This window comes from Pseudomonas sp. T1.Ur (assembly GCF_023516725.1).
GTDB classification, from domain to species: domain Bacteria; phylum Pseudomonadota; class Gammaproteobacteria; order Pseudomonadales; family Pseudomonadaceae; genus Aquipseudomonas; species Aquipseudomonas alvandae.
Genome location: NZ_JAMGSN010000001.1, coordinates 4,449,642 through 4,472,049, shown reverse-complemented (window position 1 = coordinate 4,472,049; position 22,408 = coordinate 4,449,642). Strand labels below are relative to the sequence as shown.

Here is a 22,408-nt window from a genome sequence, read left to right as displayed (position 1 = left end):
TCATTTGAACAGAGGGCAGGTGGATGTCAGAGATAGTCGTCAATCTTCCGTTCCAGCGGGAGGAATACGCCCAGCGCCTGGCGAAGGTTCGCGCGGCCATGCAGGCCCAGGGCCTGGAGCTGCTGCTGGTCACCGATCCGTCGAACATGGCCTGGCTCACCGGCTATGACGGTTGGTCGTTTTATGTACATCAATGCGTGTTGCTGGCGCTGGACGGCGAACCCGTGTGGTTCGGTCGCGGCCAGGATGCCAACGGGGCCAGGCGCACGGTGTTCATGCAGGCCGACAACATCGTCGGCTACCCGGACATCTACGTGCAGTCCCGCGAGCGCCATCCGATGGACTACCTGTCCCGCGAGGTGATCATCGCCCGTGGCTGGGGCGCCCTGACCATCGGCCTGGAGATGGACAACTACTACTTCAGCGCCGCCGCCTACCTGTCCCTGCAAAAACATCTGCCCGAGGCGAAGCTGGTGGACGCAGTGGGCCTGGTGAACTGGCAGCGTGCGGTGAAATCGCCCCAGGAAATCGCCTACATGCGCATCGCCGCGCGCATCGTCGAGAACATGCACGGGCGGATCCTCGAACGGATCGAACCGGGCATGCGCAAGAACGAACTGGTGGCCGAGATCTACAGCAGCGGCATCCTGGGTGCCGACGGCCATGGCGGCGACTACCCGGCCATCGTGCCGCTGTTGCCCACCGGTGCCGACGCCAGCGCGCCGCACCTGACCTGGGACGATTCACCGTTCGAACGGGGCGCCGGCACCTTCTTTGAAATCGCCGGTTGCTACAAGCGTTACCACTGCCCGCTGTCGCGCACCATTTACCTGGGCAAGCCGCCGCAGCATTTCCTCGACGGAGAAAAAGCCGTGGTCGAAGGCATCGCCGCCGGCCTGGACGCGGCCAAGCCGGGGAACACCACCGGGGACATCGCCGTGGCGTTTTTCAAGGTGCTGGAGAAATTCGGCATCCACAAGGACAGCCGTTGCGGCTACCCCATCGGTATCAGTTATCCACCGGATTGGGGCGAGCGCACCATGAGCCTGCGTCCCGGCGACAACAGCGTGTTGCAACCGGGCATGACCTTCCACTTCATGCCGGGGCTGTGGATGGACGACTGGGGCCTGGAAATCACCGAGAGCATCCTGATCACCGAGACCGGCGTCGAGACGCTGTGCAACGTGCCTCGCCAACTGTTCGTGAAGGATTGAGCCATGCGTGAATTGCCCGACAATCCCATCAGCGCCACGGTGGATTTCAGCCGCGAGGGCGTGCAGCACGGTTTTCTCAAGCTGCCGTATTCGCGGGACGATTCGGCCTGGGGCGCGGTGATGATTCCCATCACCGTGATCCAGCGCGGCAGCGGCCCGACCGCGTTGCTCAGCGGTGGCAACCATGGCGATGAGTACGAAGGCCCGTTGGCCCTGAGCAAACTGGCCCAGCAGTTGAGCGCCGAAGATGTCAGCGGGCGGGTGATCATCGTGCCGTTCATGAACACCCCGGCCTTCCATGCCGGGCGCCGGACTTCGCCGATCGACAAGGGCAACCTCAATCGCAGTTTTCCCGGCAGGCCGGACGGCACCGTCACCGAGAAAATCGCCGACTATTTCAACCGCACCTTGTTGCCTTTGGCGGACATCGTCCTGGACATCCATTCCGGCGGCCGGACCCTGGACTTCCTGCCGTTCGCCGCCTGCCACGTCTTGCCGGACAAACAGCAGCAGGCGCGCTGCGAGGCCGGGATGCTGGCGTTCAACGCGCCGTATTGCATGCGCATGCTGGAGCTGGATGCCGGATCGATGTACGACACGGCCGCGGAATCCCAGGGCAAGGTGTTCGTCACCACCGAACTGGGCGGCGGCGGTTCGTCGACCGCCCGCAGCGTGGCGATTGCCGAGCGTGGGGTGCGCAACCTGTTGATCCACGCTGGCATTTTGCGGGGCTCGATCGAGTTGCAGCCCTCGCTGTTGCTCGACATGCCGGACGCCAGTTGCTTCATTGCCAGTGAGCACAACGGTTTGCTGGAGATGTGCCGCGACCTTGGTGAAAACGTCACCCGGGGCGAGGTGGTAGCGCGTATTCATGACACTGTCCGCAGCGGCGTCGCCCCGGTGGAATACCGCGCCGCCCGCAGCGGCCTGCTCGCGGCCCGGCATTTTCCCGGGCTGGTGCAGTGTGGCGATACGTTGGTGGTGATTGCGGATGTGTTGGCGTAATGCGTCCTGTGGCGAGGCCCGGTTCTGTAGGAGCTGGCGAAGCCTGCGATCTTTTGATCTTTCGCTTGAGACTCAAGTGTCCGGGGAAAGATCGCAGCCTCGTTGCACTCGACAGCTCCTACACAGCTCCTACAGAGCCCAGCGGGAGCAAGCTCCCTCGCCACAGTAATTGGTGTGATATCTGAATTGCCTGGAGAGCCCGGCCCCATGCACAAGCTCGATCGCTACGACCTGAAGATCCTGCAGATCCTTGCCGACGACGGGCGGATCACCAAGTCGAGCCTGGCCGAGGCCATCAACCTGTCGGTCACGCCAGCCTGGGAGCGGGTGCGCAAGTTGGAAGCAGCGGGCTTGATCATCGGCTATCGGGCGCAGATCGACTGGGCCGCGGTGTTCAAGCGCCAACAGGTGTTGGTGGAAATCACCCTGGCCCGGCACACCGCCCAGGACATGCGCCGTTTCGAGCAACGCATGATCGCCGCGCCCGAAGTGGCGTTCTGTTACGCCACTGGCGGCGGTGTCGATTACCTGGCAATGATCCAGGCGCCGGACGTCGATGCCTATCAGCGCTTCGTCGATCAGTTGCTGCTCGAAGACCTCGGCATCGAACGCTACTTCACCTACATCGTCACCAAGACCATCAAGACCGCCGGTGCGTTGCCGGCGGAGCTGACGGCATCCTCCTGAGCACCGCAGAAAACGCTTTCCGGCAGGTTTTTTCCAGAAAAAAACCAGGGTCTGCCCCCCTCGAACATCCGAAAACCCAAGCGCCGCTGCCCTAGCATGGATTCACGCACACGCTCTGGAGTGAACGTCATGCCTTATCAACATCCGCTGTTGTTCAAAGCGCTTTGCTACGTCGACGGCCATTGGGTCCACAGCGACAGCGGCCACAGCGTGGCCGTCCACAACCCTGCCAACCGCACCGTCATCGGTCATGTACCGATGCTTGATCAGTCGCAGATCGTCGCAGCGGTGGACGCGGCGCATCGCGCATTTCCTTCGTGGCGCGAACAAAGCCTGGAAGCGCGCGGCGCCCTCCTGCGGCGCTGGGCGGCGTTGATCACCGAGCACAGCGAGGACCTGGCGCGAATCCTCAGCCTGGAACAGGGCAAGCCCTTGGCCGAATCCCGTGGCGAAATCGCCTATGCCGCCAGCTTCATCCCGTGGTTCGCTGAGGAAGCCCGGCGCCTGTACGGCCAGAACATTCCCAGCCATATCCCGAATGCGCACCTTGGCACGGTCAAGGAACCGGTGGGGGTTTGTGCGCTGCTCACACCGTGGAATTTCCCGTCGGCCATGATTACCCGCAAGGCCGCCGCCGCGCTGGCCGCCGGTTGCACGGTGGTGATCAAGCCGGCCCACGAAACACCGTACTCGGCCTTGGCGTTGGCACAATTGGCCGAAGAAGCCGGTTTCCCTGCCGGGGTCTTCAACGTGGTCCTGGGCGAGCCGCAAATGGCCATGGAGACGCTGGTCAAGGATCGCCGCGTACGCTCGGTGAGCTTCACCGGCTCGACACGCGTCGGCAAACTGGTGCTGCAAGCGGCGGCCCATGACGTGAAGAAAGTTGCGCTGGAACTGGGCGGCAACGCGCCGTTCATTGTCTGCGCCGATGCCGACCTGGCCTTGGCCGTAAAAGTCGCCGTGGAAGCGAAATTCCAGACCTCGGGCCAGGACTGCTGCGCGGCCAACCGAATCATGGTCCAGCGCCCGGTGTACCAAACGTTTCTCGCACGTTTCGCTGCAGCGGTGCGCGCCTTGCGGGTCGGGCCGGCCATGGTCGATCAGCAGGAACAGGAGGTGGACGTCGGCCCGTTGATGCATCAGGCCGCGTTCGATGCGACCGCCGACCGCGTCGCCGATGCCCTGGCCTTGGGTGCTCAACGCTTGGTGGGTGGTGAGGTGCATGCCTTGGGCGGGTTGTTCTACCAGCCCACCGTGCTGGCCGATGTCACGCCGCAGATGCGCATCTACCGTGAAGAAAACTTCGCGCCCATCGCCGCCGTGATGCCGTTCGACACCTTGGACGAGGCCGTCGAAATGGCCAACGACACCGAGTACGGACTGGCCGCCTATATTTGCTCCAACCGCCTGGATGTCATTTATCCCCTGATTCGCCGTCTCGACCACGCCATGGTCGCGGTCAACGGCGTCAAGTTCACCGGCCATCCGATTCCCTTCGGTGGCATGAAAGCCTCCGGCCTCGGTCGCGAGGGCGGCACCGAGGGCTTCGAGCCCTTTGTCGAAACCAAATACTTTTGCCTGCACCATCAAGGCCAGTTCCCAGGAGAGTCCGCATGAGCCAAGAACTCAACACGCTGTTCGAACAAGACCGTGCGCATTTCATGCACCCCTCGACCCACGCCCATGACCACGCCAGCGGCGCGCTCAAGGGGCGGATCATCAAGAGCGCGTCGGGCATCCGTATTCGCGATCACGAGGGGCGTGAGTTCATCGACGCCTTTGCTGGCCTGTACTGCGTGAACATCGGCTACGGGCGTACCGAGGTGGCTGACGCCATCTATAAGCAGGCCAAGGAACTGGCCTACTACCACACCTATGTCGGGCATTCGAGCGAGGCGATCATCGAACTGTCCAGCCGCATCATGGACTGGGCGCCGGAAGGGATGAAGAAGGTTTACTACGGCCTGTCCGGCTCGGACGCCAACGAAACCCAGATCAAACTGGTGCGTTACTACAACAACGTGCTGGGCAGGCCCCGGAAGAAGAAAATCATCTCCCGCGACCGTGGCTACCACGGCTCGGGCATCATGACCGGCAGCCTGACCGGGCTGCCCGCGTTTCACCAGCATTTCGACCTGCCGGCGGAAGGGGTCAAGCACACCGTCTGCCCGCACTGGTACCGCAAGGCCCCGGCGGGCATGGACGAAGCGGCCTTCGTGCGCTATTGCGCCGATGAGCTGGAAAAAATGATCCTCGCCGAAGGGCCAGAAACAGTGGCGGCGTTCATTGGCGAACCGCTGATGGGCACCGGGGGCATCATTGTGCCGCCCGCTGGTTATTGGGATGCGATCCAGGCTGTATTGAAGAAATACGACGTGCTGTTGATCGCCGATGAAGTGGTCTGCGCGTTCGGGCGCCTGGGTTCGAAAATGGGCAGCCAGCGCTACGGCATGAAGCCGGACCTGATCACCACCGCCAAAGGCCTGACCAGTGCCTATGCACCATTGTCGGCAGTGATCATCGGGGAAAAAGTCTGGGGCGTGATCGAAAAGGCTTCACAGGCCGAAGGTGCCATGGGCCACGGCTGGACCTATTCCGGGCATCCAATCTGCGCGGCGGCGGCCCTGGCCAACCTCGACATCCTCGAGCGGGAAAACCTTACGGCCAACGCCGAGGATGTGGGCGGCTACTTGAATCGCCGTTTGCGTGAAACCCTCGAAGGTCATCCGTTGGTGGGCGAGGTGCGCGGAGACGGCATGCTGGCGGCAGTCGAATTCATGGCCGACCGTGAACAGCGCACGGCGTTCGACCCGGCACTCAAAGTCGGCCCCAAGGTCTCGGCCGCCTGCCTGGAACGCGGCATGATCGCCCGCGCCATGCCCCACGGCGACATCCTGGGCTTCGCCCCGCCGCTGATCCTGACCCGGGAAGAGGCGGACCTGATCGTTGACATCACCAAGGGCGCTATCGACCAGGTGGCGGGTGAGGTGTTGACTTGAACTGAGTCCACCATACTTCAGGACACACATACCCTGTGGCGAGGGAGCTTGCTCCCGCTGGGCCGCGTTGTAGGAGCTGCCGAAGGCTCGGGCCGCGTTCGGACGATCTTTTGATCTTTCGCTTGGGATTCAAGTGTCTTTGGAAAGATTGCAGCCTCGTTGCACTCGACAGCTCCTACAGGCCCAGCGGGAGCAAGCTCCCTCGCCACAATGGGTCAAGCGTTGAAGTGAGTGGAGTTTGAGGCAATAAAAAGCCCGCCTGATCATGGGATCGGGCGGGCTTTTTGATGTCGCTCGGAAATTACTTCTTCAAACCGTAATGCTCATCGAGCATGCCGGGCGAATTCGGGGCCTTCGGCGCGTAGTCCCGTGGTGGTTCCTGGATCCCTTTCGGTGGGGTCAGGCGTTCCCGTGGGGTCTGTGCCGCATCGGCCTGCAGGGCAGCCAGCAGGCGCTGGCGAGTCTGCTCGTCCAGGGCCAGGCGATTGGCACCCTCGGACAGGTGATCCTGGACTTCCTGGTAGCTCTGGGTGAGTTTTTTCACCAGGGAAGCGGTGCTGTTGAAGTGAGTGACCACTTCATTCTGGTAACTGTCGAAACGTTCCTGGATGTCGTCCAGCTGACGTTGGGTGCTGTTGGGCACCGCGTTCGGCAGCAGGCGGGCAAGCAGGAATCCAATGGCGACACCGGCAACCAGGGCAAGAGTCGGCAACAGCCAAACTAAGAGCGAGTGTTCCACGAGTCCTTCCTCTATAAACGGCTTTGCTTTACGTTAACGGCTCGGACCTGCGCTGTATACCGCGAAGAACATCGCAATGATGCCAGGCACAGACTTTTAGCTAGACGAGTCGACCCTATTCGAGGTCACGGAGTTCTTTCCTTGCTTATGCGCGAAACCCCTGTATTCATCGACGGCCCGGTGGGCCAACTGGAAGCCTTGTACCTGGACAGCGAGGCTCCCCGTGGCCTGGCGCTGATCTGCCACCCGAACCCGGTACAGGGCGGGACCATGCTCAACAAAGTGGTCTCGACCCTGCAGCGCACCGCTCGCGATGCCGGCCTGGTTACGTTGCGTTTCAATTATCGCGGCGTTGGCGCCAGTGCCGGCAGCCATGACATGGGCTCCGGCGAAGTGGACGACGCCCAGGCCGCAGCCGCCTGGCTGCTGGAAAAACACCCGGGCCTGCCCCTGACCCTGTTCGGCTTCTCCTTTGGCGGCTTTGTTGCCGCGACCCTGGGCGGGCGCCTGGAAGCCCAGGGGCAAGCGCTCAAGCACCTGTTCATGGTCGCACCGGCGGTGATGCGCCTGGATGAGCAATCGCCGTTGCCAACAGGGGGTGGGCTGACCGTGATCCAGCCGGAAACCGACGAAGTGGTCGATCCGCAATTGGTTTACGCATGGTCCGACGCGCTCCAACGCCCCCATGAGCTGCTGAAAGTGGCAGAATGCGGACACTTTTTTCATGGCAAGCTGACCGATCTCAAGGATCTGCTCCTGCCGCGCCTCTCGAATTGACAGCAGTCTGACAAGCGATAACCCATGACGACGCGTACCCGTATCCTGACTGGCATCACCACCACCGGCACCCCGCACCTGGGCAACTATGCCGGCGCCATCCGTCCGGCGATCCTCGCCAGCCGCGACAGCAACGCCGATTCGTTCTACTTCCTGGCCGACTACCACGCCCTGATCAAGTGCGATGACCCGCTGCGCATCCAGCGTTCGCGCCTGGAAATCGCCGCGACCTGGCTGGCCGGTGGCCTGGACGTGGACCGCGTGACGTTCTATCGCCAGTCCGACATTCCCGAAATCCCGGAGCTGACCTGGCTGCTGACCTGCGTCGCCGCCAAGGGCCTGCTCAACCGCGCCCATGCCTACAAGGCGTCGGTGGACAAGAACGTCGAGGCCGGCGAAGACCCGGACGCCGGCATCACCATGGGGCTGTACAGCTATCCGGTGTTGATGGCTGCCGACATCCTGATGTTCAACGCCCACAAGGTGCCGGTCGGTCGCGACCAGATCCAGCACGTGGAAATGGCCCGCGACATCGGCCAGCGCTTCAACCACCTGTTCGGCCAGGGCAAGGAATTCTTCACCATGCCCGAGGCGCTGATCGAGGAGAGCGTCGCCACGCTGCCGGGCCTCGACGGTCGCAAGATGTCCAAGAGCTACGACAACACCATCCCGTTGTTCAGCAGTGCCAAGGAGATGAAGGACGCGATCTCGCGGATCGTCACCGACTCCCGCGCCCCGGGCGAAGCCAAGGACCCGGACAACGCGCACCTGTTCACCCTGTTCCAGGCTTTCGCCACTGCCGAGCAGTCCGCCGAGTTCCGCAGCGAACTGTTGCAGGGCCTGGGGTGGGGCGAGGCGAAGAATCGCTTGTTCCAATTGCTCGATAACCAATTGGGTGAGGCGCGCGAGCGTTATCACCAGTTCATCGAGCGTCCGTCGGACCTTGAGGACATCCTGCAACTGGGCGCCAAGAAAGCCCGGGCCGTGGCTACGCCGTTCCTCAACCAGCTGCGCGAGGCGGTTGGCCTGCGGTCCTTCGTCAGCCAGGTCCAGGTGACGACCCAGACCAAAAAGAAAGCGGCCAAGGCCGCCCGTTTTGTCAGCTTCCGCGACGAGGACGGCAGTTTCCGCTTCCGCCTGCTTTCCGCCGAGGGCGAGCAACTTCTGCTCTCGAACAACTTTGCCGACGGCAAGACCGCCGGGCAGGTGACCAAGCAATTGCAGTCCGGCCAACCCCTGGACGTACGCAGCGAAGACCTCGGTTTCGGTGTCTGGCTCGACGGCGCATGCGTGGCCCAGAGCCCAGCGTTCGCTGACAGTGCTGCCCGGGATGCGGCCATCGACGCGTTGCGCGTGGCACTGACGCCTGCCCAGGACTGACCGAAGGTATTACCCGACCATCGGCCCGAATAAGGGCCGATTGCCATTCTTCTGGGCCGTCGCTACAGTGACGGCCCGTTTTTGTTGCCTTGCTAACGAATATGACGCCCCTAGAACGATATCAAGCTGATCTGAAACGCCCGGAATTCTTCCACGACGCTGCCCAGGAAACGGCCGTGCGGCACTTGCAGCGCCTGTACGACGACTTGATCGCCGCGGCGAACAACAAACCGGGCTTGTTGGGCAAACTGTTCGGCAAGAAAGACCAGGCGCCGGTCAAGGGCCTGTATTTCTGGGGCGGCGTCGGTCGCGGCAAGACGTACCTGGTGGACACCTTCTTCGAAGCGCTGCCGTTCAAGGAAAAGACGCGGACGCACTTCCACCGCTTCATGAAGCGCGTGCACGAAGAAATGAGAACCCTGGGCGGCGAAAAGAACCCGCTGACCATCATCGCCAAGCGTTTCGCCGCCGAAACCCGGGTGATCTGCTTCGATGAGTTCTTCGTTTCCGACATCACCGACGCCATGATCCTCGGCACGCTGATGGAAGAATTGTTCAAGAACGGCGTGACGTTGGTCGCCACCTCGAACATCGTGCCCGATGGCCTGTACAAGGACGGCCTGCAACGGGCGCGCTTCCTGCCGGCCATCAAGCTGATCAAGGAACACACCGAAGTCGTCAACGTCGACAGCGGCGTGGACTATCGCCTGCGGCACCTCGAGCAAGCGGAGCTGTTCCACTTTCCGCTGGATGCCGCCGCCGAAGAAAGCCTGCGCAAGAGCTTCCGCGCCCTCACGCCGGAATGCACCCAGGCGGTCGAAAACGACGAGCTGATCATCGAAAATCGCAAGATCCGCGCCATCCGCACCTGCGACGATGTCGCCTGGTTCGATTTCCGCGAACTGTGCGACGGCCCGCGTAGCCAGAACGACTACATCGAGCTGGGCAAGATCTTCCACGCCGTACTGCTCAGCGGTGTCGAGCAGATGAGCGTCACCACTGACGACATCGCCCGTCGCTTCATCAACATGGTCGACGAGTTCTACGACCGTAACGTGAAGCTGATCATTTCGGCGGAAGTCGAACTCAAGGACCTCTACACCGGTGGTCGCCTGACGTTCGAGTTCCAACGGACCTTGAGCCGTTTGCTGGAAATGCAATCCCACGAATTCCTGTCGCGGGCGCATAAGCCTTAAGGCATCGGAAACAAGAAAGGCCTGCGATTGCAGGCCTTTTTATTTTGCTGATTCACCACCGGACCCTGTGGGAGCGAGCTTGCTCGCGATAGCGCCCTGCCAGCCAACGTTCATGCTGCTGAACCACCGTCATCGCGAGCAAGCTCGCTCCCACAGTGGACTTTTGCCATGTACTTGGTTCACGCCGCCTGCTGAAACTGCTGCCGATACTGGTTCGGCGACAGGTCGGTATGTTGCCGGAACAGCCGCGCAAAAAAACTCGCGTCGTCGTAGCCCACTTCATAGCTGATGGTCTTGATGCTCTTGCGGCTGCCGGAGAGCAAGCCCTTGGCGGTTTCGATCCGCAGCCGTTGCAGGTAATGCAGCGGTTTATCGCCGGTGGCGGTCTGGAAGCGACGCATGAAATTGCGGATGCTCATGCCATGTTCACGGGCGACGTCCTCGAAGCGGAACTTGTCGGCGAAGTGCTCTTCGAGCCACTGCTGGATCTGCAGGATAATCACGTCCTGGTGCAGTTTTTGCCCGCCGAAGCCGATCCGTCCTGGCGAATAGCTGCGTTGCACTTCGTAAAGGATGTCCCGCGCCACGGCCTGGGCCACGTTGGCGCCGCAGAAGCGTTCGATCAGGTAGATGTAGAGATCGCACGCCGAAGTGGTGCCGCCGGCGCAGAACAGGTTGTCGGCATCGGTCAGGTGCTTGTCCTGGTTCAGGTGCACCTGGGGGAAGCGTTCCTTGAAGGCATTGAAGAAACGCCAATAGGTGGTGGCCTCCTTGCCATCGAGCAGCCCGGCCTCGGCCAGCCAGAACACCCCGGTGGCTTCGCCGCAGAGTACCGCACCGCGCGCGTGTTGTTCGCGCAGCCATGGCAAGACTTGTGGGTAACGTTGGCAGAGGGTTGCGAAGTCATCCCAAAACGCCGGCAGGATGATGACGTCGGTGTTTTCCAGGCCACCGTCCACGGGCATGACCACATCGCTGAAGCTGTTCACCGGTTTGCCATCGGGGCTGACCAGGCGGGTTTCAAACGCCGGGGTCAGGCCACGGCCCAGTTGTTTGCCATAGCGCAGGCTGGCCAGGTGGAAAAAATCCTTGGCTTGCATGAGGGTGGAAGCGAAAACCCGGTCGATGGCCAGGATGCTGACGCGCCGCAAGGGCGTGGAGACGTGCATGGACATAATTCATCTTTATTTTTATAGGGGATAGTGGTCATCAAACGGCTGGATCGTCTTATTTTTTGGCGCAAGTGTCCAGTGTCCCGTTGTGCGCCGCAGGCTTAGGCTCTTTCGGATGACCTGTTCAACAATAACCAAAGGTGCGCCATGATCCCAAGAACCCTGTTCAGTCCCGAGCACGAATTGTTCCGAGACACTGTACGAACCTTCCTTGAAAAAGAAGCCGTGCCGTACCACAGCCAGTGGGAAAAACAGGGGCATGTCGATCGTCAGCTCTGGAACAAAGCGGGGGAGGCGGGCATGTTGTGCTCACACCTTCCAGAAGCCTATGGCGGGCTGGATGCAGATTTCCTCTACAGCACCGTGGTGATCGAGGAGATCGGTCGCCTGGGGCTCACCGGGATCGGCTTCTCGTTGCACTCCGATATCGTCGCGCCGTACATCCTCCATTACGGCAGCGAGGCGTTGAAGCACAAGTACCTGCCCAAACTGGTGTCCGGGGAAATGGTCACCGCCATCGCCATGACCGAGCCAGGCGCCGGTTCCGACTTGCAAGGGGTGAAGACCACGGCGGTACTGGACGGTGACGAATACGTCATCAACGGCTCGAAGACGTTCATCACCAATGGCTTCCTTGCGGACCTGGTCATCGTCGTCGCCAAGACTGACCCGAAGGCGGGCGCCAAGGGCACTAGCCTGTTCCTGGTGGAAGCGGGCACGCCGGGCTTCGAGAAAGGCAAGCGCCTGGAAAAAGTCGGGATGAAGGCCCAGGACACGTCGGAATTGTTCTTCCAGGACGTGCGGGTGCCGAAGGAAAACCTGTTGGGGCAGGCTGGAATGGGCTTTGCCTACCTGATGCAGGAACTGCCCCAGGAGCGCCTGACCGTTGCCATCGGCGGCCTGGCCTCGGCCGAAGCGGCGCTGCAATGGACAGTGGATTACACCCGCGATCGCAAGGCGTTTGGCAAATCCATCGCGGATTTCCAGAACACCCGCTTCAAACTCGCGGAAATGGCCACCGAGATCCAGATCGGCCGGGTCTTCGTCGACCGCTGCCTGGAACTGCACCTGCAAGGCAAGCTCGATGTACCGACGGCGGCGATGGCCAAATACTGGGGCACCGACCTGCAGTGCAAGGTGCTCGACGAGTGCGTGCAGTTGCATGGCGGCTACGGTTTCATGTGGGAATACCCGATTGCCCGGGCGTGGGCGGATGCGCGGGTGCAGCGGATCTATGCCGGGACCAACGAGATCATGAAGGAGATCATTGCGCGGTCGCTTTGATAAGGGGGTGGGCTTGAGTCCGCTATCGCGAGCAAGCTCGCTCCCACAAGGGATCGTGTTTGATCGCGATTGTGTGATCAACACTGAACCCCTGTGGGAGCGAGCTTGCTCGCGATTGGGCCTACGAATCAATCAAGGCGCCGGATTCGGCTGATCCTTGTGAATCGCCTCGATCCCCGCCAACACTTCATCCGACAGCTTCAGGTCGAAGCTGGCGATGTTGCTGTCGAGTTGCTCCAGCGTGGTGGCGCCGATGATGTTGCTGGTCACGAACGGCTGCTGGGTGACGAACGCCAGGGCCATCTGCGCCGGGTCCAGCCCATGTTCGCGGGCCAGGGCGACATAGCGACTGCAGGCCGCTTCCGACTGCGGGTTGAAGTAGCGCATGAAACGGCTGTACAGCGTCAGGCGGCCCTTGGCGGGGCGCGCGCCGTTTTCATATTTGCCCGACAGGAAGCCGAACGCCAGCGGCGAATAAGCCAGCAAGCCGCATTGTTCGCGGATGGCAATCTCCGCCAGGCCGATTTCAAAGCTGCGGTTGAGCAGGTTGTAGGGGTTCTGGATCGACACCGCGCGTGGCCAGCCACGGGCCTCGGCCAGGGCGAGGAATTTCATGGTGCCCCACGGCGTTTCGTTGGACAGGCCGATGTGGCGGATCTTGCCGGCCCGGACCTGTTCGTCGAGGCCTTCGAGGGTTTCCTCCAGTGGCGTGAAATCTTCGTCGGCCTTGTGGGTGTAGCCCAACTGGCCAAAGAAGTTGGTGCTGCGCTCTGGCCAGTGCAGCTGGTAAAGGTCGATCCAGTCGGTCTGCAGGCGCTTGAGGCTGGCGTCCAGGGCTTCGACGATGTGCCGGCGGTTGTGCTTGAGGTTCTTGTCGCGGATGTAGTCGATGGTGTTGCCGGGGCCGGCGATCTTGCTGGCCAGGATCCAGTCGGCGCGGTCGCCGCGGCTCTTGAAGTAATTACCGATGTAACGCTCGGTGGTGGCGTAGGTCTCGGCCTTCGGCGGCACAGGGTACATCTCGGCGGTGTCGAGGAAATTGATCCCGGCACCCTTGGCGCGTTCGATCTGGGCGAACGCCTCTGCCTCGCTGTTCTGCTCGCCCCAGGTCATGGTTCCGAGGCACAGGGCGCTGACGTTCAGATCGGTTCGGCCTAGCTTGCGATAGTCCATCGGGGACTCCTTGGGCAAAACAATCATAAAAGCAGGTTGAAATATTTTTCGCAATCTGCATAATTGCGCACCTCTTTCTGCAGTGGAAGTGATGCGCCGCCGCCGAAGAATCTTGCCGTTGAACGGACGCGCCGACCCGAGCCCCCGAAAGCGTCTGTATCCGGCTGCCTTTGACTTGTCAAAGTACGCACTATTCAGTAAGATCCGCCGTCTAATTTACAGGGCGGCCCCTGAGGCTATAAAGAATGAAAACTTTTACTGCTAAACCGGAAACAGTAAAGCGCGACTGGTTTGTCGTCGACGCTGCTGGTCAGACCCTGGGTCGTCTGGCCACCGAAATCGCGAGCCGTCTGCGTGGCAAGCACAAGCCTGAGTACACCCCTCACGTTGACACCGGTGACTACATCGTCGTGATCAATGCCGAGCAAGTACGTGTTACTGGCGCTAAAACCACTGACAAAATGTACTACTCCCACTCCGGTTTTCCTGGCGGCATCAAGTCGATCAACTTTGAAAAGCTGATCGCCAAAGCCCCTGAGCGCGTGATCGAGACCGCGGTTAAAGGCATGCTGCCTAAGAACCCACTGGGTCGCGACATGTATCGTAAGCTGAAGGTTTATGCGGGCGCTGCTCACCCTCATACTGCTCAGCAGCCCCAAGAACTGAAGTTTTAACGGAATAGTTCATTATGTCGGCGACTCAAAATTACGGCACTGGCCGTCGCAAGACTGCAACCGCACGCGTTTTCCTGCGTCCGGGCACTGGTAATATCTCCATCAACAACCGCTCCCTGGATAACTTCTTCGGCCGCGAAACTGCCCGCATGGTAGTTCGTCAGCCGCTGGAACTGACCGAGACCGTCGAAAAATTCGACATCTACGTCACCGTTATCGGTGGTGGTGTAAGTGGCCAGGCTGGCGCAATCCGCCACGGCATCACTCGCGCCCTGATGGATTACGACGAAACTCTGCGCAGCGCCCTGCGTAAAGCTGGCTTCGTAACTCGCGATGCTCGCGAAGTTGAACGTAAGAAAGTCGGTCTGCGTAAAGCGCGTAAGCGTCCGCAGTACTCGAAGCGTTAATTTCGCTTCCGCGTTCAAAAGGCGCCCAGTTCCTCACGGAGCTGGGCGTTTTTTTATGTGCGAAATAATTGCTCTGTGACAACTTGCCACATTCGTAGAGCCCCTATACTACAAGGCTTAGCGGTTTGGTCGCATGGTAATTACCTTGTCAGAATTGGGGCTTTTCATTACCATTCGGCAAAATTTTTATAAGTTCAGATTTTTACTTAGTAGACGCCTGATCTAACAGGCCACAAAGCTGATGGGAGAGGACTGAATGAGCAATGACGGCGTGAATGCAGGCCGGCGTCGCTTCCTGGTAGCAGCCACATCCGTGGTGGGTGCTGCAGGAGCGGTGGGGGCTGCGGTCCCGTTCGTGGGGTCATGGTTTCCCAGCGCCAAGGCGAAAGCCGCAGGTGCACCGGTGAAAGTGAATGTCAGCAAGATCGAACCAGGCCAGCAGATGATTGCTGAGTGGCGCGGTCAGCCGGTGTTCATCGTCCGCCGTACAGAGGAGATCCTGGGGAATCTGAAAAAGATCGAGGGCCAGCTGTCCGACCCCTCTTCCAAGAACTCGGTCCAACCGGAATACGTCAACCCTGAAACGCGATCGATCAAGCCGGAAGTCCTTCTGCTGATCGGGATCTGCACGCACCTGGGTTGCTCGCCAACGTTCCGTCCCGAAGTGGCCCCTGCCGACCTGGGCAAGGATTGGGTCGGTGGCTATTTCTGCCCATGCCACGGCTCCCACTATGACCTGGCGGGTCGCGTCTACAAATCCCAGCCTGCACCCCTGAACCTGCCAGTTCCCCCGCATTCCTATGAGTCGGATGACGTCATCGTCATCGGCGTCGACACGGAGAAAGCGTGATGAGCAAACTTATGGATTGGGTTGATGCGCGCTTTCCCGCGACCAAAATGTGGGAAGACCATCTCAGCAAGTATTACGCCCCGAAGAACTTCAACTTCTTCTACTTCTTTGGTTCCCTGGCATTGCTCGTCCTGGTCAACCAGATCGTCACCGGTGTCTGGCTGACCATGAGCTACACCCCGTCGGCGGAGGAAGCATTTGCCTCCGTCGAATACATCATGCGCGACGTCGAGTACGGCTCGATCCTGCGCCTGCTGCACTCCACTGGCGCTTCGGCGTTCTTCATCGTGGTCTACCTGCACATGTTCCGTGGCCTGCTCTACGGTTCGTACCAGAAGCCGCGCGAGCTGGTGTGGGTCTTCGGCATGCTGATCTACCTGGCGCTGATGGCTGAGGCCTTCATGGGCTACCTGCTACCTTGGGGCCAGATGTCCTACTGGGGCGCCCAGGTGATCATTTCGCTGTTCGGTGCGATCCCGGTCATCGGCGACGACCTGACCCAGTGGATTCGTGGTGACTATCTCATCTCGGGTATTACCCTGAACCGCTTCTTCGCCCTGCATGTCGTGGCGCTGCCGATCGTGATCCTCGGCCTGGTGGTGCTGCACATCCTGGCGCTGCACGAAGTGGGTTCGAACAACCCGGATGGCGTGGACATCAAGAAGCACAAGGACGAGAACGGCGTACCGCTGGACGGCATTGCCTTCCACCCGTACTACACCGTGAAAGACATCGTCGGCGTGGTGGTGTTCCTGTTCATCTTCTGCTCCATCGTGTTCTTCTTCCCGGAAATGGGCGGTTACTTCCTCGAGAAGCCGAACTTCGAGCAGGCGAACGCGTTCAAGACCCCCGAGCACATTGCGCCGGTCTGGTACTTCACCCCGTTCTACGCAATTCTGCGGGCGATTCCGGACAAGCTGCTGGGCGTTATTGCCATGGGTGCGGCCATCGCCGTGCTGTTCGTCCTGCCGTGGCTGGACCGCAGTCCCGTCAAGTCGATGCGCTATAAAGGCTGGCTGAGCAAGATCTGGCTGGTGGTGTTCTGCATCTCGTTCGTGATCCTGGGTGTGCTGGGCGTATTGGCGCCAACACCGGAGCGCACGTTGCTCTCGCAGGTCTGCACGTTCCTGTACTTCGCCTACTTCATTCTGATGCCTTTCTATACCAGGCTCGAGAAGACCAAACCGGTTCCGGAAAGGGTGACTGGCTGATGAAAAAGCTATTTGCTGTATTGATTCTTGCTGCCATGCCTGTACTGTCCTTCGCGGCTGAACACGGTGGTCCGGAGCTGGAAAAAGTCGACATCGACGTTTCCGACAAAGCAGCCATGCAGGACGGCGCGCGTACGTTCGCCAACTACTGCATGGGTTGCCACAGTGCCAAGTTCCAGCGCTACGAGCGTGTGGCTGATGACCTGGGCATCCCCCATGAAATGATGCTCGAGAAGCTGGTGTTCACCGGTGCCAAGCTGGGTGACCACATGACCATCGGCATGCAGCCTGCGGACGCCAAGACCTGGTTCGGAGCAGCGCCGCCCGACCTGACCCTGGTGGCGCGCGTGCGTGGCACCGACTGGCTCTATGGCTACTTGCGCTCGTTCTATGAAGATCCTGCACGCCCATGGGGCGTGAACAACAAGGTCTTCCCGAACGTCGGCATGCCGAACGTCCTGGTCGGCCTCCAGGGTCGCCAAGTGGTAGGCTGCAAACAGGTTCAGATCGTCGAGCACGGCAAGAAGCAGTATGATCCGCTGACCGGCACGGCCTTGACCCATGAAGCCTGCGACCAGTTGACCATCGTGCCGAACACCGGCAGCCTGACGCCGGAGCAGTTCGACGAGAAGGTCAAGAACCTGGTGACTTTCCTGGCCTACTCGGCCAACCCGGTGAAGCTGGAACATCAGCGCATCGGTACGTATGTATTGCTGTACCTGGCGTTCTTCTTCGTATTCGCTTATCTGCTCAAGCGTGAATACTGGAAAGACGTTCATTGATAAAGCTGTAAGCCGTTGCTGTTAATCGTGCGCGCCCAAGGGCGTCTCTGAAGGTGTAACGAGCCTGGTCGGCCAGGTGGTTACGGGAGACGCCCTCTGGGCGCGCTCGTTTTTCCGTTTTTCGATAATTTCAACAAGCGAGGAGGATCGCCATGGGCGTGACCAATCGGTTGGCCTGTTACTCCGACCCCGCCGACCACTATTCCCACCGGGTACGTATCGTACTGGCCGAGAAGGGTGTCAGCGCCGAGATCATTTACGTCGAAGCGGGCCGTCAGCCGCCGAAGCTGATCGAGGTGAACCCTTACGGCAGCCTGCCCACGCTGGTCGATCGCGACCTGGCGTTGTGGGAATCGACTGTGGTGATGGAATACCTGGATGAGCGTTATCCGCATCCACCTTTGCTGCCGGTGTACCCCGTCGCGCGGGCGAACAGTCGTTTGCTCATCCATCGCATCCAGCGTGACTGGTGCGGATTGGTGGACCTGATCCTGGATCCACGGACCAAGGAGCCGGCTCGGGTCGTGGCGCGTAAGGAACTGCGCGAAAGCCTGACGGGCGTGTCGCCGCTGTTTGTCGACAAGCCGTTTTTCCTCAGTGAGGAACAAAGTCTGGTGGATTGCTGCCTATTGCCCATACTCTGGCGTTTGCCGATCCTGGGTATCGAACTGCCGCGGCCTGCCAAGCCGTTGCTTGATTATATGGAGCGCCAATTTGCGCGTGAGGCTTTCCAGGCGAGTCTGTCTGGCGTCGAACGCGACATGCGCTAAGGCTTAGGGAGCCGCTATGAACTCCAGTCGACCTTATCTGGTCCGCGCGCTCTACGAGTGGATTGTGGACAACGATTGCACCCCGCACATGCTGGTCAATGCCGAATATCCATCGGTACAGGTGCCGCAGGGTTTTGCCAATGACGGGCAGATTGTACTGAACGTATCGCCGGCCGCCGTGCGTCACCTGCACATGGACAACGATGCGGTCAGTTTCGAGGGGCGCTTCGGTGGGGTGCCGCATACGCTGTACGTGCCGATCGCTTCGATCCTTGGGATCTATGCCCGGGAGAATGGCCAAGGCATGGTGTTCGAGCTGGAAGTGCCGTTGGACGGTGAGGAAGAGTTCGAGGCGGACGATGATATGCCGCCGCCGGATGATGAACCGCCACGGCCCAGTGGGCGGCCGAGTTTGAAGGTGGTGAAGTAGGCTGCAGATATGTGCCAGTCACTGAGTATGCGATAGCCTGCAACTTGGTGAAGAAAATGCCTGTATCGTGAGATGCGGGCATTTTTTTTGTGGTGCGCCCAGCATGGGCGCAATCTTGTGGGTGAAAGTCCCACCGTGAGCTGACCACAGCGAACGAAGTGAAGCGCAACTGCATGAGGGCGACCGAGTGTGGGGAGGAAGCGTGAATCGAAACCGCGAGCCGATGAACAAGAACTGGATATAAGGCGATGCTGACCAGGGCGAGCGAGCTGCAAATCGCGAAGCTCTTGTGGTCAAAGGGCGGCAGCGTAAATTCGGCGGTTGTGCGGGGAAGGATTGCGTTCTTACCTGGGGAGATCTCGCCTTGTGCCTGAAAGGGCGACGGTGAAAAAAAACCGGAGCGAGAAGTCAGCAGAGGCCGTAGTAGTCTTTTTTGACGAAGGGCCGAACGAGAGAAAGCGTTATAGGCCATGTTGATGCGAGAAACCGGAAGTCAGAAGCCTGCCAAACGCGGGGCGGATGTGAGGACGCGAGCGGTGAAGCCGTGAGAAGCCCCATCAGCGACGAGGTCAATTGCCCGCAAAATGAAACCGACAACGCAGGGCAAGGGCTGCTGGAACGGGCCTTTGCGAGAGCAAACCTGAAACGAGCCTGGAAACGAGTCAGGGCTAACAAAGGGGCGGCAGGAGTCGACGGTTTGGACATTGAACAGACCGCGAAACTTTTGCAGACCCGATGGCCTGTGATCTGTGAACAGCTTCTCTCAGGCGTCTACCGGCCCAGTCCGGTACGACGCGCGGTCATCCCCAAGCCTGACGGCGGCGAACGCGAGTTGGGCATTCCAACGGTCACCGACCGGTTGATCCAACAAGCATTGCTGCAAGTCCTGCAGCCACTGCTCGATCCAACCTTCAGTGAACACAGCTACGGTTTTCGTCCGGGGCGCAGTGCGCAGGACGCCATTTTGGCGGCTCAGCGACATGTGTCTTCGGGACGCAAAGTGGTAGTGGATGTTGATTTGGAGAAGTTCTTCGACCGGGTCGACCACGACATTTTGATTGATCGTTTATGCAAGCGGATTGCGGATCGGGCGGCTATCCGGCTGATTCGGGCGTATCTGGATGCGGGAACGCAGATCAATGGAGTAGTCGAGAAAAGCCGCTGCGGGGCGCCGCAAGGCGGTCCGCTGTCGCCGCTGTTGGCGAATGTGCTGCTGGACGAAGTGGATCGAGAGCTTGAACGTCGGGGCCATTGTTTCGTGCGTTATGCCGATGATGCGAATGTGTACGTTCGCAGCAAGAAGGCTGGGCAGCGAGTGATGGTCCTGCTGAAGCGTCTGTATGAAAAACTGCACTTGAGTGTCAACGAGAGCAAGAGTGCGGTGGCGAGTGCATTTGGTCGCAAGTTTCTGGGCTATGCCTTTTGGGCGTCACCCAAAGGCGTCAAGAGAGCGGTGTCGGTCAAGGCGCGCAAGCAGTTCAAGCAGCGAATACGCGTGCTCACCCGTCGCTCAGGGGGACGCAGCATGGGGCAGGTTGTCGAAAACTTACGTCCTTATCTCTTGGGCTGGAAAGCTTATTTTGGGTTATCGCAAACACCGAAGGTCTGGCGAGAGCTGGACGAATGGATACGACACCGACTGCGAGCGATCCAGCTTAAGCAATGGAGGCGTGGACCGACGATCTATCGCGAACTGCGGGCTCTGGGGGCCAGTGCTCAAACCGCACGGAAAGTGGCGGCTAACTCATGTAGTTGGTGGCGTAACAGCCGCTTTGAGCTTAATCGAGTGCTGGATGTGGCCTGGTTCGACAGGCTGGGTCTGGTGCGACTCCCATAACCTCAATCTCTCGAACCGCCCGGTGCGGACCCGCATGCCGGGTGGTGTGGCAGGGGAGCGGCCTGTGAAAAGGCCGACCCCTATGCCGATTCGTAGTCGGTGTGTATATCCGTTGCTGCGGTAACGGCGGCTTAGGGTTCCGCTCTTGCAACCATCCCTTTCAAGGTCCTGTGGGAGCGGGCTTGCTCGCGAAGAGGCCGGCAAGCCCAGCATCCATTTGACTGAACCATCGCCATCGCGAGCAAGCTCGCTCCCACATTCAATGTCCAGTGGACACAAAATTCATATCCAATACAGAACCCCTGTGGGAGCGAGCTTGCTCGCGAAGAGGCCGGCAAGCCCAGCATCCATTTGACTGAGCCACCGCCATCGCGAGCAGGCTCGCTCCCACATTCAATCTCCAGTGGAGACAAAATTCATATCCAATACAGAACCCCTGTGGGAGCGAGCCTGCTCGCGAAGAGGCCGGCAAGCCCAGCATCCATTTGACTGAACCATCGCCATCGCGAGCAGGCTCGGTCCCACATTCAATCTCCAGTGGACACATATACACACCGACCAACCAGCCCCAAAACGAAGCCATAAAAAACGGCGCTTTCCTTTCCAGGAAAAGCGCCGTTCTTGTACGAGCATCTATATCAGTCGATGTACTCGAACAACTTCACAATCTTCTGCACCCCAGACACACCCTGTACCAGGTTGGTCGCCTGCGCAGCTTCCTGCTTGGTCAACAGCCCCAACAGGTAGACGATTCCGTTTTCAGTCACGACCTTGATGCGCGATCCCGGGATGCTGGCATCGGTCAGCATCTGTGTCTTGATCTTGGTGGTCAGCCAGGCGTCGTTCTGACGCGCGAGCAGCGAAGAAGGTTGCAGGACCTGAAGTTCGTTATGCACGGTCTTGACCCGCTGCACTGCGCTGGCTTCCTGCTCGGCCTTGGCCTTCAGGTCCGCGCGTGGCGTCTGGCCGGCCAGCAGTACGACGCCGTTGAAGCTGGTGACGACGATGTGCGAGTTGTGGTCCAGGTCCGGGTCGGCCTTGGCGATGTTCACGCCTACCTTGGTTTCGATCAGCGAGTCATCGATCTTGCTGCCGAAGGTGCGGGTGCCGCGGTCATCTTCAATGGGCTTTTCCCGGCTGGCGTTAACCACCGATGTGCAGCCGCTGATGCCGAGGCACAGGGTCAGGGCCAGTAGGCCTAGGCGATTAGGGGTCATTCTTCACTCCCGAACAGTTGGCTGTCGATCAAGTCGCAAAGGCAGTGGATCGCCAGCAGGTGGACTTCCTGGATACGTGCGGTGACATTGGCTGGTACGCGAATCTCGACGTCTTCAGGCAAGAGCAGGGATGCCATGCCGCCGCCGTCGCGACCGGTCAATGCTACGACAATCATTTCGCGATCATGTGCGGCCTGGATCGCTTGAATAATATTGGCCGAGTTACCGCTGGTGGAGATCGCCAGAAGTACATCGCCGGGCTGTCCGAGGGCGCGGATCTGCTTGGAGAAGACTTCGTTGTAGCTGTAGTCGTTGGCGATCGAAGTGATCGTCGAGCTGTCGGTTGTCAGGGCGATGGCCGGCAGGCTCGGGCGCTCGCGTTCGAAACGGTTGAGCAGCTCCGAGGAGAAATGCTGGGCATCGCCGGCGGAGCCGCCATTGCCGCATGAGAGCATCTTGCCCTCGTTGAGCAGGGCGTTGACCATCACTTGGCTGGCTTGCTCGATGTGCGGTGCAAGTATGTCCATCGCCTGTTGCTTGGTGTCGATACTGGCCTGAAAAAGCTGGCGGATTCGCGATTGCATGTCCATCTGTGTGACCTTAA

At 60.1% G+C, this 22,408-nt stretch carries 22 protein-coding genes; 17 read left to right on the top strand and 5 right to left on the bottom strand.

All coding sequences use genetic code 11. From position 1 onward, the window contains the following. The first annotated feature begins 23 nt into the window (after positions 1 to 23). From doeA to M8Q45_RS19845, 5 genes are all read left to right on the top strand, one after another. The gene (gene doeA, locus M8Q45_RS19865; protein WP_249876081.1) at positions 24 to 1,214 is read left to right on the top strand and encodes an ectoine hydrolase DoeA; all 1,191 of its coding nucleotides are present in this window, start codon (positions 24 to 26) and stop codon (positions 1,212 to 1,214) included. A gap of 3 nt (positions 1,215 to 1,217) precedes the next feature. Beyond that, positions 1,218 to 2,219, top strand: coding sequence for a N(2)-acetyl-L-2,4-diaminobutanoate deacetylase DoeB (gene doeB, locus M8Q45_RS19860; protein ID WP_249876080.1), 1,002 nt, complete (start codon positions 1,218 to 1,220; stop codon positions 2,217 to 2,219). Positions 2,220 to 2,426: 207 nt separating this feature from the next. Further along, positions 2,427 to 2,906 (top strand): Lrp/AsnC family transcriptional regulator, encoded by a 480-nt coding sequence (locus M8Q45_RS19855; RefSeq protein WP_249876079.1) that lies wholly within the window; start codon positions 2,427 to 2,429, stop codon positions 2,904 to 2,906. Between the two features lie 129 nt (positions 2,907 to 3,035). Further along, on the top strand, positions 3,036 to 4,523 hold the full coding sequence (locus tag M8Q45_RS19850) for an NAD-dependent succinate-semialdehyde dehydrogenase (protein WP_249876078.1): 1,488 nt from the start codon (positions 3,036 to 3,038) through the stop codon (positions 4,521 to 4,523). Next, on the top strand, positions 4,520 to 5,905 hold the full coding sequence (locus M8Q45_RS19845; RefSeq protein ID WP_249876077.1) for an aspartate aminotransferase family protein: 1,386 nt from the start codon (positions 4,520 to 4,522) through the stop codon (positions 5,903 to 5,905). The genes M8Q45_RS19850 and M8Q45_RS19845 overlap by 4 nt, the downstream gene beginning before the upstream one ends. A gap of 301 nt (positions 5,906 to 6,206) precedes the next feature. On the opposite strand, the gene M8Q45_RS19840 is transcribed toward M8Q45_RS19845, so the two are convergent. Beyond that, positions 6,207 to 6,644: a Z-ring associated ZapG family protein gene (locus M8Q45_RS19840; RefSeq protein ID WP_181287677.1), complete on the bottom strand. Its 438-nt coding sequence runs from the start codon at positions 6,642 to 6,644 to the stop codon at positions 6,207 to 6,209. Positions 6,645 to 6,791: 147 nt separating this feature from the next. On the opposite strand from M8Q45_RS19840, the gene M8Q45_RS19835 reads away from it, so the two are divergent. The 3 genes from M8Q45_RS19835 (at position 6,792) to zapE (ending at position 9,997) form a co-directional block, all read left to right on the top strand. Then, positions 6,792 to 7,421 carry an alpha/beta hydrolase gene (locus tag M8Q45_RS19835; protein ID WP_249876076.1) on the top strand — a complete coding sequence of 210 codons (630 nt, stop codon included), beginning with the start codon at positions 6,792 to 6,794 and terminating at the stop codon, positions 7,419 to 7,421. 24 nt (positions 7,422 to 7,445) lie between these two features. Then, a complete protein-coding gene (locus M8Q45_RS19830) occupies positions 7,446 to 8,801 on the top strand; it encodes a tryptophan--tRNA ligase (RefSeq protein ID WP_249876075.1) in 1,356 nt (451 codons plus the stop codon). A gap of 101 nt (positions 8,802 to 8,902) precedes the next feature. Then, positions 8,903 to 9,997 carry a cell division protein ZapE gene (gene zapE / locus M8Q45_RS19825; RefSeq protein WP_249876074.1) on the top strand — a complete coding sequence of 365 codons (1,095 nt, stop codon included), beginning with the start codon at positions 8,903 to 8,905 and terminating at the stop codon, positions 9,995 to 9,997. Between the two features lie 179 nt (positions 9,998 to 10,176). On the opposite strand, the gene M8Q45_RS19820 is transcribed toward zapE, so the two are convergent. After that, positions 10,177 to 11,073 carry a GlxA family transcriptional regulator gene (locus tag M8Q45_RS19820; RefSeq protein ID WP_249877365.1) on the bottom strand — a complete coding sequence of 299 codons (897 nt, stop codon included), beginning with the start codon at positions 11,071 to 11,073 and terminating at the stop codon, positions 10,177 to 10,179. A gap of 243 nt (positions 11,074 to 11,316) precedes the next feature. Between M8Q45_RS19820 and M8Q45_RS19815 the strand changes: the two genes are divergently transcribed. Next, the gene (locus M8Q45_RS19815) at positions 11,317 to 12,453 is read left to right on the top strand and encodes an acyl-CoA dehydrogenase family protein (protein ID WP_249876073.1); all 1,137 of its coding nucleotides are present in this window, start codon (positions 11,317 to 11,319) and stop codon (positions 12,451 to 12,453) included. Between the two features lie 132 nt (positions 12,454 to 12,585). On the opposite strand, the gene M8Q45_RS19810 is transcribed toward M8Q45_RS19815, so the two are convergent. After that, a complete protein-coding gene (locus tag M8Q45_RS19810) occupies positions 12,586 to 13,626 on the bottom strand; it encodes an NADP(H)-dependent aldo-keto reductase (RefSeq protein ID WP_249876072.1) in 1,041 nt (346 codons plus the stop codon). A 245-nt stretch (positions 13,627 to 13,871) separates the two neighbouring features. Between M8Q45_RS19810 and rplM the strand changes: the two genes are divergently transcribed. The 8 genes from rplM to ltrA all read left to right on the top strand — a co-directional run bounded on the left by rplM (position 13,872) and on the right by ltrA (position 20,587). Then, entirely contained in the window at positions 13,872 to 14,300 is a 429-nt protein-coding gene (rplM, locus tag M8Q45_RS19805) for a 50S ribosomal protein L13 (RefSeq protein ID WP_003205365.1), read from the top strand. Positions 14,301 to 14,314: 14 nt separating this feature from the next. Next, complete coding sequence (gene rpsI / locus M8Q45_RS19800; protein ID WP_003228056.1) at positions 14,315 to 14,707, top strand: 30S ribosomal protein S9; 393 nt, start codon at positions 14,315 to 14,317, stop codon at positions 14,705 to 14,707. Between the two features lie 256 nt (positions 14,708 to 14,963). Next, positions 14,964 to 15,557, top strand: coding sequence for a ubiquinol-cytochrome c reductase iron-sulfur subunit (gene petA, locus M8Q45_RS19795; RefSeq protein ID WP_030138562.1), 594 nt, complete (start codon positions 14,964 to 14,966; stop codon positions 15,555 to 15,557). Then, positions 15,557 to 16,768, top strand: a complete 1,212-nt coding sequence (locus tag M8Q45_RS19790; protein ID WP_181287686.1) for a cytochrome b — start codon at positions 15,557 to 15,559, stop codon at positions 16,766 to 16,768. Before petA ends, M8Q45_RS19790 begins: the two co-directional genes overlap by 1 nt. Beyond that, positions 16,768 to 17,550: a cytochrome c1 gene (locus tag M8Q45_RS19785; protein WP_181287687.1), complete on the top strand. Its 783-nt coding sequence runs from the start codon at positions 16,768 to 16,770 to the stop codon at positions 17,548 to 17,550. The genes M8Q45_RS19790 and M8Q45_RS19785 overlap by 1 nt, the downstream gene beginning before the upstream one ends. 152 nt (positions 17,551 to 17,702) lie before the next feature. Next, complete coding sequence (locus M8Q45_RS19780; protein WP_030138559.1) at positions 17,703 to 18,320, top strand: glutathione S-transferase N-terminal domain-containing protein; 618 nt, start codon at positions 17,703 to 17,705, stop codon at positions 18,318 to 18,320. A 16-nt stretch (positions 18,321 to 18,336) separates the two neighbouring features. Beyond that, entirely contained in the window at positions 18,337 to 18,750 is a 414-nt protein-coding gene (locus M8Q45_RS19775) for a ClpXP protease specificity-enhancing factor (protein ID WP_039591562.1), read from the top strand. Positions 18,751 to 19,294: 544 nt separating this feature from the next. Beyond that, complete coding sequence (gene ltrA / locus M8Q45_RS19770; protein ID WP_249875401.1) at positions 19,295 to 20,587, top strand: group II intron reverse transcriptase/maturase; 1,293 nt, start codon at positions 19,295 to 19,297, stop codon at positions 20,585 to 20,587. 638 nt (positions 20,588 to 21,225) lie between these two features. Here the strand turns inward: ltrA and M8Q45_RS19765 are convergent. Together M8Q45_RS19765 and M8Q45_RS19760 are read right to left on the bottom strand one after the other, a co-directional pair. Beyond that, positions 21,226 to 21,804, bottom strand: a complete 579-nt coding sequence (locus M8Q45_RS19765) for a BON domain-containing protein (RefSeq protein WP_249876071.1) — start codon at positions 21,802 to 21,804, stop codon at positions 21,226 to 21,228. Beyond that, positions 21,801 to 22,394, bottom strand: a complete 594-nt coding sequence (locus M8Q45_RS19760; RefSeq protein WP_249876070.1) for a phosphoheptose isomerase — start codon at positions 22,392 to 22,394, stop codon at positions 21,801 to 21,803. The genes M8Q45_RS19765 and M8Q45_RS19760 overlap by 4 nt, the downstream gene beginning before the upstream one ends. Between the last annotated feature and the right edge of the window lie 14 nt (positions 22,395 to 22,408).

Bases quoted from the DNA above. Each gene is read 5' to 3' on its own strand.
- M8Q45_RS19765 (WP_249876071.1), bottom strand. From the start codon at position 21,804: ATGACCCCTAATCGCCTAGGCCTACTGGCCCTGACCCTGTGCCTCGGC.
- rpsI (WP_003228056.1), top strand. From the start codon at position 14,315: ATGTCGGCGACTCAAAATTACGGCACTGGCCGTCGCAAGACTGCAACC.
- rplM (WP_003205365.1), top strand. From the start codon at position 13,872: ATGAAAACTTTTACTGCTAAACCGGAAACAGTAAAGCGCGACTGGTTT.
- M8Q45_RS19835 (WP_249876076.1), top strand. From the start codon at position 6,792: ATGCGCGAAACCCCTGTATTCATCGACGGCCCGGTGGGCCAACTGGAA.
- M8Q45_RS19760 (WP_249876070.1), bottom strand. From the start codon at position 22,394: ATGGACATGCAATCGCGAATCCGCCAGCTTTTTCAGGCCAGTATCGAC.
- M8Q45_RS19830 (WP_249876075.1), top strand. From the start codon at position 7,446: ATGACGACGCGTACCCGTATCCTGACTGGCATCACCACCACCGGCACC.
- M8Q45_RS19850 (WP_249876078.1), top strand. From the start codon at position 3,036: ATGCCTTATCAACATCCGCTGTTGTTCAAAGCGCTTTGCTACGTCGAC.
- M8Q45_RS19845 (WP_249876077.1), top strand. From the start codon at position 4,520: ATGAGCCAAGAACTCAACACGCTGTTCGAACAAGACCGTGCGCATTTC.
- petA (WP_030138562.1), top strand. From the start codon at position 14,964: ATGAGCAATGACGGCGTGAATGCAGGCCGGCGTCGCTTCCTGGTAGCA.
- zapE (WP_249876074.1), top strand. From the start codon at position 8,903: ATGACGCCCCTAGAACGATATCAAGCTGATCTGAAACGCCCGGAATTC.
- M8Q45_RS19785 (WP_181287687.1), top strand. From the start codon at position 16,768: ATGAAAAAGCTATTTGCTGTATTGATTCTTGCTGCCATGCCTGTACTG.
- M8Q45_RS19855 (WP_249876079.1), top strand. From the start codon at position 2,427: ATGCACAAGCTCGATCGCTACGACCTGAAGATCCTGCAGATCCTTGCC.
- M8Q45_RS19775 (WP_039591562.1), top strand. From the start codon at position 18,337: ATGAACTCCAGTCGACCTTATCTGGTCCGCGCGCTCTACGAGTGGATT.
- M8Q45_RS19815 (WP_249876073.1), top strand. From the start codon at position 11,317: ATGATCCCAAGAACCCTGTTCAGTCCCGAGCACGAATTGTTCCGAGAC.
- M8Q45_RS19790 (WP_181287686.1), top strand. From the start codon at position 15,557: ATGAGCAAACTTATGGATTGGGTTGATGCGCGCTTTCCCGCGACCAAA.
- M8Q45_RS19810 (WP_249876072.1), bottom strand. From the start codon at position 13,626: ATGGACTATCGCAAGCTAGGCCGAACCGATCTGAACGTCAGCGCCCTG.
- doeA (WP_249876081.1), top strand. From the start codon at position 24: ATGTCAGAGATAGTCGTCAATCTTCCGTTCCAGCGGGAGGAATACGCC.
- M8Q45_RS19780 (WP_030138559.1), top strand. From the start codon at position 17,703: ATGGGCGTGACCAATCGGTTGGCCTGTTACTCCGACCCCGCCGACCAC.
- doeB (WP_249876080.1), top strand. From the start codon at position 1,218: ATGCGTGAATTGCCCGACAATCCCATCAGCGCCACGGTGGATTTCAGC.